Source organism: Leisingera sp. SA215 (assembly GCF_055902035.1).
Window position 1 is genome coordinate 1 of the sequence record NZ_JBVVXU010000057.1, and the last position, 11,498, is coordinate 11,498.

Genomic DNA, 11,498 nt, shown 5'->3' on the forward strand with positions numbered 1-11,498 from the left:
AACGGACGGGAGACACGGCGGAGAGACGCCGGGACGGGCCGGAGAGACGGCAGGACACCCGGGAGAGACCGGGGCATTTTGCAGGATATGGCAGGCGGGCGCGCTGGGGAACTGGCGCATCGGTCCTGTTTTTGACCTCGGGATGTTTGCTCTTTGACATTGATGGATAACTGAAGAGATATGCGGGCGGTTTGGTTCATTTCGATGGATCAGCGTCTGTATGTCAACGCTCATAGGGGGTTCGCTTCCGATGATTGAGTGTCAGCTTCACTGTCTTGTTCGGCTTCGGTTTCTTTTGAAACCAAGCACAACAGACAGAGAATGATTGGTTGCAGTTCCGGTTCCTAGCCGGGTCGGATCGCAAGGCGTGTCAAACCCCCGTGTTTGGCGGCTTTGTTAAAGCAACCAGTGATGTGCAGAGGTTCGAACGTCAAGGATACGCTGGCAACGGCGTTTCAACTTGAGAGTTTGATCCTGGCTCAGAACGAACGCTGGCGGCAGGCCTAACACATGCAAGTCGAGCGCGCCCTTCGGGGTGAGCGGCGGACGGGTTAGTAACGCGTGGGAACGTGCCCTTCTCTAAGGAATAGCCACTGGAAACGGTGAGTAATACCTTATACGCCCTTCGGGGGAAAGATTTATCGGAGAAGGATCGGCCCGCGTTAGATTAGATAGTTGGTGGGGTAACGGCCTACCAAGTCTACGATCTATAGCTGGTTTTAGAGGATGATCAGCAACACTGGGACTGAGACACGGCCCAGACTCCTACGGGAGGCAGCAGTGGGGAATCTTGGACAATGGGCGCAAGCCTGATCCAGCCATGCCGCGTGAGTGATGAAGGCCTTAGGGTCGTAAAGCTCTTTCGCCAGAGATGATAATGACAGTATCTGGTAAAGAAACCCCGGCTAACTCCGTGCCAGCAGCCGCGGTAATACGGAGGGGGTTAGCGTTGTTCGGAATTACTGGGCGTAAAGCGCGCGTAGGCGGACCAGAAAGTAAGGGGTGAAATCCCAGGGCTCAACCCTGGAACTGCCTCTTAAACTCCTGGTCTTGAGTTCGAGAGAGGTGAGTGGAATTCCGAGTGTAGAGGTGAAATTCGTAGATATTCGGAGGAACACCAGTGGCGAAGGCGGCTCACTGGCTCGATACTGACGCTGAGGTGCGAAAGTGTGGGGAGCAAACAGGATTAGATACCCTGGTAGTCCACACCGTAAACGATGAATGCCAGTCGTCGGGTAGCATGCTATTCGGTGACACACCTAACGGATTAAGCATTCCGCCTGGGGAGTACGGTCGCAAGATTAAAACTCAAAGGAATTGACGGGGGCCCGCACAAGCGGTGGAGCATGTGGTTTAATTCGAAGCAACGCGCAGAACCTTACCAACCCTTGACATCCTCGGCCCGCCAGAGAGATCTGGTTTTCACTTCGGTGACCGAGTGACAGGTGCTGCATGGCTGTCGTCAGCTCGTGTCGTGAGATGTTCGGTTAAGTCCGGCAACGAGCGCAACCCACATCCTTAGTTGCCAGCAGGTCAAGCTGGGCACTCTAGGGAAACTGCCCGTGATAAGCGGGAGGAAGGTGTGGATGACGTCAAGTCCTCATGGCCCTTACGGGTTGGGCTACACACGTGCTACAATGGCAGTGACAATGGGTTAATCCCAAAAAACTGTCTCAGTTCGGATTGGGGTCTGCAACTCGACCCCATGAAGTCGGAATCGCTAGTAATCGCGTAACAGCATGACGCGGTGAATACGTTCCCGGGCCTTGTACACACCGCCCGTCACACCATGGGAGTTGGTTCTACCCGACGACGCTGCGCTAACCCTTCGGGGAGGCAGGCGGCCACGGTAGGATCAGCGACTGGGGTGAAGTCGTAACAAGGTAGCCGTAGGGGAACCTGCGGCTGGATCACCTCCTTTCTAAGGATGATGCTGGCATCATGGAGCTTGCTCCTGATCGTGCATCACTTAGCATGGGCAGCAATCAAAGCTGCCCGCATCGGGGCATCGCAAGATGCCCTCCGGACCGGACCGTCCTCATATCTCTTCAGGAACACACGCGGCAGCAGCCGTTACTGGCAGCTGTCCGGTGACATAACCACTGAGTGCTGCTCTCGGGCATTGCCTTGCAATACCCTGTCGCACACCGGTTTTGTTTTGCAGAGCGAAACGAAAACCTGGGTCGGTAGCTCAGGTGGTTAGAGCGCACGCCTGATAAGCGTGAGGTCGGAGGTTCAAGTCCTCCTCGACCCACCATTATCCCTCGGGGTATATTTGGGGCCTTAGCTCAGCTGGGAGAGCGCCTGATTTGCATTCAGGAGGTCAGGAGTTCGATCCTCCTAGGCTCCACCACCGCCCGCGGGGGCGCCGCAAGGAAGAACATATCTTCAAGCAGTTGATGACTGTTTGAACGTCTGTTCTTCAGACGAAAATTGACATCGTAAAGAGAGATACAATCAACAAGACTGTTGGCCGCCCGAGTGAGGGACCGGTCTCAGTCAGGTGCTGACTGTCCTTCGGGACGGGATGCGAGCTTCAGAATACGTCATGTTTCCTCAGACGTCCTGAAGTCTGCCTGATTGAAAAGACAGTGTTGTCCAAGTCAAGTACACTAACCCGCATGATCCGAGGATCATGCAACAAGTTCCTGGTCGCATCAGTGGCCGGGAGCGGGATAGTTTGCTTTTTGGTTCAGAAATAGCGGCGCCGGTTCGTTACCAGCTTCCGGTGCCCTGAAAGGTAACACTTTCTCTTTCTGGATCAAATCAAGCGCGAGAAGGGCGTTTGGTGGATGCCTTGGCAGTAAGAGGCGATGAAAGACGTGATACCCTGCGATAAGCTTGGGGGAGCCGGGAATAGGCTTTGATCCCAAGATCTCTGAATGGGGGAACCCACCTGAAAGTTTGTTATAATAGCCGCCGGTTCATTCCGGATGGCTGCTTATAATGGGCTTAACCAGGTACTTATGGACTGAATACATAGGTCTATAAGAGCAAACCCGGGGAACTGAAACATCTAAGTACCCGGAGGAAAGGACATCAATAGAGACTCCGTTAGTAGCGGCGAGCGAACGCGGACCAGCCGAGCCTGATGAGTGAGAAGAACATGTTGGGAACCATGGCCATAGCGGGTGACAGCCCCGTATTCTAAGCTCTGAGGGACGTATTAAGTAGGGCGGGACACGTGAAATCCTGTTCGAAGATCGGAGGACCACCTCCGAAGGCTAAGTACTCCTTACTGACCGATAGCGAACCAGTACCGTGAGGGAAAGGTGAAAAGCACCCCGGCGAGGGGAGTGAAACAGTACCTGAAACCGAACGCCTACAATCAGTTGGAGGCCCCTTGAGGGCTGACAGCGTACCTTTTGTATAATGGGTCATCGACTTGGTCTCACGAGCAAGCTTAAACCGTTAGGTGTAGGCGCAGCGAAAGCGAGTCTTAATAGGGCGCATGAGTTCGTGGGATCAGACCCGAAACCGAGTGATCTAGGCATGGCCAGGTTGAAGGTGCGGTAACACGCACTGGAGGACCGAACCCACATCCGTTGAAAAGGATCGGGATGAGCTGTGCCTAGGGGTGAAAGGCCAATCAAACTCGGAGATAGCTGGTTCTCTGCGAAATCTATTTAGGTAGAGCGTCATCCGAATACCCCGGGGGGTAGAGCACTGGATGGGTAATGGGGCCCCACAGGCTTACTGATCCTAACCAAACTCCGAATACCCGGGAGTACTGGATGGCAGACACACGGCGGATGCTAACGTCCGTCGTGGAGAGGGAAACAACCCTGACCTCCGGCTAAGGCCCCCAATTCATGGCTAAGTGGGAAAGCAGGTGAGACGTCCAAAACAACCAGGAGGTTGGCTTAGAAGCAGCCATCCTTTAAAGATAGCGTAACAGCTCACTGGTCTAATCAAGATGTCTTGCGGCGAAGATGTAACGGGGCTCAAGCCATGAGCCGAAGCCGAGGATGCACATCGTGCATGGTAGCAGAGCGTAGTGTGACATAGTCTCATTCCTCCTTAGTTCCTTCGGGAGCATTGGAGGAGAGAGGCTTTCGATGAAGCGGGCGCGTGAGCGATCCCGTGGAGAGATCACTAGTGAGAATGATGACATGAGTAGCGACAAAGAGTGTGAGAGACACTCTCGCCGAAAGTCCAAGGGTTCCTGCTTAAAGCTAATCTGAGCAGGGTAAGCCGGCCCCTAAGCCGAGGCCGAAAGGCGTAGGCGATGGGAACCACGTTAATATTCGTGGGCCAGGAGGATGTGACGGATTGTGAAGGTAGTTCATCCTTATCGGATTGAATGGGCTGCTGATCAGTCCCTGGAAATAGCCCTCCGTCAGACCGTACCCTAAACCGACACAGGTGGACTGGTAGAGAATACCAAGGCGCTTGAGAGAACGATGTTGAAGGAACTCGGCAAAATACCTCCGTAAGTTCGCGAGAAGGAGGCCCGGGTCCTACGCAAGTGGAATCCGGGGGCACAAACCAGGGGGTGGCGACTGTTTATTAAAAACACAGGGCTCTGCGAAGCCGCAAGGCGACGTATAGGGTCTGACGCCTGCCCGGTGCCTGAAGGTTAAAAGGAGGGGTGAGAGCTCCGAATTGAAGCCCAGGTAAACGGCGGCCGTAACTATAACGGTCCTAAGGTAGCGAAATTCCTTGTCGGGTAAGTTCCGACCTGCACGAATGGCGTAACGACTTCCCCGCTGTCTCCAACATCGACTCAGCGAAATTGAATTGCCTGTCAAGATGCAGGCTTCCCGCGGTTAGACGGAAAGACCCCGTGCACCTTTACTACAGCTTCGCACTGGTATCAGGATTGTGATGTGCAGGATAGGTGGTAGGCATCGAAACCGTGACGCAAGTCGCGGCGGAGCCTCCCTTGAGATACCACCCTTCGCACTCTTGATATCTAACCGCGGTCCGTTATCCGGATCCGGGACCCTGCGTGGCGGGTAGTTTGACTGGGGCGGTCGCCTCCTAAAGAGTAACGGAGGCGCGCGAAGGTTGGCTCAGAGCGGTCGGAAATCGCTCGTTGAGTGCAATGGCAGAAGCCAGCCTGACTGCGAGACTGACAAGTCGAGCAGAGACGAAAGTCGGCCATAGTGATCCGGTGGTCCCGAGTGGAAGGGCCATCGCTCAACGGATAAAAGGTACGCCGGGGATAACAGGCTGATACTGCCCAAGAGTCCATATCGACGGCAGTGTTTGGCACCTCGATGTCGGCTCATCTCATCCTGGGGCTGGAGCAGGTCCCAAGGGTACGGCTGTTCGCCGTTTAAAGAGGTACGTGAGCTGGGTTTAGAACGTCGTGAGACAGTTCGGTCCCTATCTGCCGTGGGTGTAGGATACTTGAGAGGAGTTGCCCCTAGTACGAGAGGACCGGGGTGAACGAACCACTGGTGGACCTGTTGTTGCGCCAGCAGCAGTGCAGGGTAGCTATGTTCGGACAGGATAACCGCTGAAGGCATCTAAGCGGGAAGCCCCCCTCAAAACAAGGTATCCCTGAGGGCCGTGGAAGACCACCACGCCGATAGGCCGGAGATGTAAGTGCAGCAATGCATTCAGTTGACCGGTACTAATCGCCCGATAGGCTTGATTTGATCCAGTAACAGACAGTGTTACGGAAACACCAAACAAGCAAACACATCCCAAATAACAAACACTTGGACAACCTTGATTGTAACGCCTGCCCTTGTGGATATGTCATGTGACATAGCTCAGGTGCGGCAACGCATGTTTGCTTCGCAAACACGCTGCCTGCCGCTGACCGAGAAACATCCACAAGCCGCAGGCTTGTTGGATTTTTCTCGGTTTGGTGGCTACAGCGCAAGTGAAACACCCGGTCCCTTCCCGAACCCGGAAGTTAAGCACTGCCGCGCCGATGGTACTTGGGCTCAAGCCCTGGGAGAGTAGGTCACCGCCAAACCTAGTAAAATCCAAATCTCTCGCAACGATGCAATAATAACCTGACGCGGGATGGAGCAGCCAGGTAGCTCGTCAGGCTCATAACCTGAAGGTCGCAGGTTCAAATCCTGCTCCCGCAACCAAAAATACCAAATAATACAAAACACTTAGGCCTCGCATCACGCGGGGCTTTTTGCTTGTCCGCATTCCATGTCAACGCCACGTCAACGTTTGGCGAGTCGCACAACAAAAATTCAATGAAATCAACGTCACGGCTCGACCGCGTGCACTCTGTCATCCCGAGCAGTTTCTGCATACGGGTTCCGGCTCTTGACGGAAATCTGACCTCACCAATACGGAAGACAATAAAAGTTTGCTACCTCAGTCTGTTTCAACGAATATTCGGAGCGTCGCGGCGTGTAAGATATTTCATGATGATTGGTGATGACTAAATACCTCTACCTTTCAAAAACGTTGAATAGGTGAGAGAAGGGGTTCGGACATTGAGCGATAGCGTGAGAACATGATGCGGCTACTCGTTTCAGCTGACATTCACCTTGGTTCACCAGTTCGATCTGTTGCGTTGCGCAACCCCGATCTAGGTGATCGGCTGAAGCAGGCCAGCCGCGATACATTTGTAGAAATTGTGGATTTGGCGATATCGGAGCAGGTCGATGCGTTGGTGCTGGCAGGTGACATCTTTGACAATGGTTACCCGGACCTGAAATCCCGCGCCTTCCTTATTGCACAGTTGGCGCGAGCCTCGAGTGCGGGTGTGCCCTCGGTGCTGATCAGGGGCAACCACGATGCGTTACTCGACCACCATGCACATGGAGACTTGGGGCCAAACATCCACCTGTTACACAAGGGCGCACCGACGGTCGAAATCGGTGACGCGGTATTCCATGGTCTCTCCTTCGACGCGGCGCATGTGGCGACGAGCTTCCTGCCTGACTATCACGGACCGGTGCCCGGCAAGCGAAACGTCGGGCTCATGCATACCTCTCTTGATGGTGCGCAAGGGCATGATCCTTATGCGCCCTGCGCTGAAGGGGACCTGATGGCGCATGGGTACGACCTCTGGTGCCTTGGGCACATTCATGCACCTTTTGAGCGAGCCGATGGACCGGTTCTGGCGGTAATGCCTGGAATTCCACAACCGCGTCATTTTGGTGAGCGCAAGGGTGGCACGGTAACCTTCGTGACGCTAGGGGAGGGTTTGCCTGAGTTCGAACGCCGCGCCGTTGGACGCCTTGGCTTTTTCGAATGCGTGTTGGACTTGAGCAATTGTTCTGACCAACAGCAGGTCTTGCGCAGCTTGCGGGATGCGTTGTTCGCCGCGCAAGTGCCAGGCCGCGATGTGGCGGTGCGCCTGCACGTCACCTCGGATCGACATGGGGCGGACCTTGTAACAGAACTGGCGACAGAAGTGCTGGACAGCATCGACAGCGTATTTCTCGATAAAGTCAAATCTGTCCCGCCGCCACGGCAACCCGGTGCCGAGACGGATGATCTGGTTCGTCTGATGCGGGAGGAATTGGTCGAAGAAGGCTTTCGACAGGCAGCTCTGCAACAGCTCGAAGAATTGCGTCTATCGATGCCGTCAGAAATCATGGATGAGCTTGATAAAGACAGTCTGGATGCGCTTCTCGAGGAAGCGATTGCCGAAGTCACTCTGACATTGCACGCGGGGGCCTCAAGGTGAGGCTGAACCGGTTCGATCTGATCCGCTACGGCCGTTTCAAGGACGCCCACATTGTTTTTCCAAAACCTTCCGAAGGCATGCCCGACGTCACGGTGATCTTTGGTGAGAACGAGGCTGGCAAGTCTACTGCCTTCAACGGGTTCCTGGAGTTGCTCTTCGGGTTCAAGGGCGGGGCGCATCCTTATGCCTTCCGGTTCGATCGAAGTGATCTTGTGGTGGGTGCAGAACTTGATCTGCCCGGGCGCGGAACCGTGGTCTTGCGTCGCAACAGCAAACGGACCCAATCGCTCTTGGACGCGAATGACCGCCCGATCAACGAGGCGCTCCTGTCAGGCGCTCTGCACGGCCTAAACCGAGAAACCTATGAGGAACGGTTTTCACTCAATGAGAAAGGTTTGCGCGAAGGCGGCGAGCGGATTGCCGGAGCGCATGGGGATCTCGGCCAACTCCTGTATGCGGGTCTCTCCGGCCTGACGGGCATGGCTCAAACGCTGGATTTGTTGGCCGAGCGGGCCGACAAATTTTGTAAGAAACGTGGCCGGGGCACGGTGTTGAAGACCGGTAGCGATCGGCTGAAGGAGATTGGTCGCGAATTGCGAGCGGATCGCCTGACAGCAGAACGCGAGCGCAAGCTGCGTCATGATCGTAACCAGACATTAGCCGAATTCGAAACTGCCGATGCCAAACTCCGACAGGCCTATCAAGGATTAGCGGCGTCGAAGGCTGCGGATGTCTGGTACGATCAGACCGAGGAGATAGGGCAGCTGACCAAAGCCCTGGTCGATTTCCCCGAAGGTCCCGACCTCTCTCCCGATGCGGCAGAGCGTGTGGCAGGCCTTGTCGAGAAAATCGCGGCTCAGTCGATCCGGATCACTGAAGCGGAAGACGAAATTGTCAAACAAGACCAGATCATCGTAGACCACCCGGTCGACAAGCTGGCCGAGCCTTTGACGGCAGAGTTGGATCGGCTTGATCAACTGAAGGTCGATGGAGCATCGCTGATGGGGCGGGCCAGCACCGCACGGGCCGATCTGGACCGACGCCGCGGAGACCGGGACAGTTTAAAAAGGCAAATAGACGAAGCGATAGGGCTTCTCGGGATCCCAAACGCGCGAGTATCCACGCTTGCCTTGAAGGCGAGCGATCTGGAGGAGCTTGCGACCGCAGTGCAGGAGTGTTTGACCACCAGTCTTTCAGCCGACGCCGCATGGGAGGCCGTTGACGCAGCCCGCGCCCAACAAGGCGAAGCGCCCATTGAACCGCAAGATTTAACGGCTCTGAGAGTCGCCTTCGACAATTGGAAGGCCGTGGCGGATATGTCCGCGGTCGAGACGAACCAAACCCAGGCTTTGGCGCGGCTGACCAAGGTCACAGCTGGCCTACGGAAGTCCTGGAAAGACCTTGTTGCCGCAGGCCTGCCTGCGCCTGAAACGCTCGACGAAGTCAGTCGGGATTGGACGACCCTGACCGCCGATCTTGCGTCGGCTCACAAAGACGTCGAGGCCCGCGCAGCAGAACTGGCCGAGGCGCGGGCAGATCTATCTGCGCAGGCGGCCGCACCTGACGCCGTTGACATCGTCAAGATAGAAGAGACACGGCGTCTGCGTGACATCATATGGCAGCAGCATCGGGGCGATCTCTCGGCCGAGACGGCTGATCAGTTCGAGGCGGCGATGTACGCTGATGACGGCGCTCGCGCACATTACCTGATGGGAGCCGAGGCGCGCCAGCGGCTGCTGGCAGCACAAGGACAGGTGCAGAGTGCCCAAGCCCGGCATGAAACAGCAAAGACGCGTCACGGTGATTTGGTTGCGCAGCGTGACCGCCTGTCGGAGCGTTGTTCCAGATTGGCGCGCGCCTTCGGATTGGAGGATGACGCGCCCGCGTCGGCCTTCAGCTCGCGCCAACAGGCTCTGATGACTGCCGCCGATGCTGCGGCCGACCTTTCCAATGCTGAAAAAGCCTTGAAGGACCTTCTTGCTTATCAGCAAGCGGCTCGCGATGCGTTGACTGACGCGGCGCTTCCCCTCGGGCTTGGCCCGGCGCAAGGCGATCTGCCTACACAGGTTCACCGTGCGCTCACGTTGGAAGAAAGCGACCGCAAGGCATGGGCCAAATGGCAGGAAGGCAAACGGACTGTTGCCGAGCTGGACAGCAAGGCAGAGCAATGTCGTAGTGACTTCGAAAAGGCACAGCGGCAGCTTGAGCGCTTGACTGCGGCGCTGCCTCTGCCAGATCGCTCGCTCAAAGCAATACGTTCCGCCTTGCCGCATCTGCGCAGCTTGCATCAACTCCATAGCGAGCATCAAAGGCTTTCGGTTCGGGTTGAGGCCTTGGAGCAGGCGATTGCCGCGCTTTCAGATGGCGCGCAGCGTTTGGCCCAAATCATGGATGGTCCTGAAGTCGAACTAACTACCGACTCCATGCAAATCATCGACGGTGCGCGATCGCGTGTATCTCAGGCCGCCCGGGCGGACGAAAAACGTACAGAGGCCGTATTGCGACGGGGTGAACTTGACCGTTCCAAACGTCGCGCAGAGACCGAGCGTCAGGACGCTAAGGCCGATCTAGACGCTTGTTTTGAAGGGCAAGGTGGTCAGGACTTTGCGCCGGGCGATCGTGTCGCAAAGTTGGCTGAACGTGATCGCATGCGCGCGAAAATGGCAATGGCGGAACGTGAACGTCAAAAGGCCCGCGCTGGCGTGGACGCTGACCTCTTTATCGAGGAACTGGCCCGGATGCCTGACGCCACGCGCGCGGGCGAACTGGAACAGGCGCTGAAAGACGAACAGCTCAGCCGCGACGCCGCTCGCGACGCACAGCGCGAGGCGGATCGTTTGTACCGCGAAGCCTTTGAGGCCGCCGACCGCAGTGATCTTGCGACCGAACAGGCGACACTGCTGGAAGAATTGCGGAACGGGGCACGCCAGGCGGCGGTGGCTCGGCTTGGAGTGCTGGCGGCACGAGGGGCATTACGTCGCCTTGCGGCAGAGCGGCGCAGCAGCATGCTGAGTGACGTTGAAGATGCCTTTGTCGCTATGACCATGCCCGCTTGGAGCGGCGTTGACGTCTGGACCGAGGCGGAAGGTGAAAAGCTCGTAGGTATTCAACCTGATGGTAGCACCGTTCCAGTGCAGCAAATGTCGACGGGTACGATGGGCCAGTTGTATTTTGCGTTACGCCTTGCTGGATATCGCAGCTTTTCGCGGGAACCTGGTCCACTGCCTATGATCCTGGACGACATCATGGAAACCTTTGACGATACGCGCGCACGTGCGGCCCTGCAGCTTTGCGCCGAGATCGGGGCGAACGGGCAAGCTATCCTCTTTACGCATCACGCCCATCTGGTTGAGCTGGCGAGAGACTGTATCGAAGGGGTGGCTTTCGTGGAAATGCCAAACTGAAAGATCTACGAGACTATAGCCAAGTTCGACCTTGCAATGCATTGGGAACAATTTCCCCCCAAGGATGATTGTCAGCCAAACGCCAAGATTGAATTGTTTCGAAAGCCTTCAAGACACAGGGAATTTGCACGCAATTATAGAGCTTGGACATCCCTGAGCAGGATCTTCAAGTGTTCGGCAGACATGTCGAGTATCGGTTCATACATGAATGAGTTAGGGTCAGGATTCATAACCAGAAGATGACGGTTGCAGCGAGGGCGATGGCTGAGAGGAAGACTTTCGGACAGCGGTCATAGCGGGTTGCCACGCGCCGCCAGTCCTTCAGCCTTCCGAACATGATCTCGATGCGATTTCGCCGCTTATACCGGCGCTTGTCGAATTTGACCGGGATCTTGCGTTGCTTTCGGCCGGGGATACAGGCGCGTATCCCTTTGTCTTGTAACGCCTCTCGGAACCAGTCGGCGTCATAGCCTCGGTCC

Annotated in this window: 3 protein-coding genes, 3 tRNA genes and 3 rRNA genes; 8 read left to right on the forward strand and 1 reads right to left on the reverse strand. The window is 56.2% G+C overall.

The window, feature by feature from the left end:
• Positions 1-456 precede the first annotated feature (456 nt).
• The 8 genes from AC0KW6_RS22370 (at position 457) to AC0KW6_RS22405 (ending at position 11,019) form a co-directional block, all read left to right on the forward strand.
• Positions 457-1,921 (forward strand): 16S ribosomal RNA (locus AC0KW6_RS22370).
• Positions 1,922-2,180: 259 nt separating this feature from the next.
• Positions 2,181-2,257, forward strand: a tRNA-Ile gene (locus AC0KW6_RS22375).
• A 20-nt stretch (positions 2,258-2,277) separates the two neighbouring features.
• Positions 2,278-2,353 (forward strand) — tRNA-Ala (locus AC0KW6_RS22380).
• Between the two features lie 411 nt (positions 2,354-2,764).
• Positions 2,765-5,606: ribosomal RNA gene (locus AC0KW6_RS22385) — 23S ribosomal RNA — on the forward strand.
• Positions 5,607-5,817: 211 nt separating this feature from the next.
• Positions 5,818-5,932: ribosomal RNA gene (gene rrf, locus AC0KW6_RS22390) — 5S ribosomal RNA — on the forward strand.
• Together the 16S, 23S and 5S rRNA genes with 3 tRNA genes alongside form the textbook arrangement of a ribosomal RNA operon.
• Positions 5,933-5,976: 44 nt before the next feature.
• A tRNA-Met gene (locus AC0KW6_RS22395) sits at positions 5,977-6,053 on the forward strand.
• A gap of 380 nt (positions 6,054-6,433) precedes the next feature.
• Entirely contained in the window at positions 6,434-7,615 is a 1,182-nt protein-coding gene (locus AC0KW6_RS22400; protein WP_323783840.1) for a metallophosphoesterase family protein, read from the forward strand.
• Positions 7,612-11,019 (forward strand): AAA family ATPase, encoded by a 3,408-nt coding sequence (locus AC0KW6_RS22405; protein WP_323783842.1) that lies wholly within the window; start codon positions 7,612-7,614, stop codon positions 11,017-11,019. Before AC0KW6_RS22400 ends, AC0KW6_RS22405 begins: the two co-directional genes overlap by 4 nt.
• Before the next feature lie 226 nt (positions 11,020-11,245).
• Here the strand turns inward: AC0KW6_RS22405 and AC0KW6_RS22410 are convergent.
• A partial coding sequence (locus AC0KW6_RS22410) for a transposase (protein ID WP_474034923.1) occupies positions 11,246-11,498 on the reverse strand: 253 nt, incomplete at its 5' end.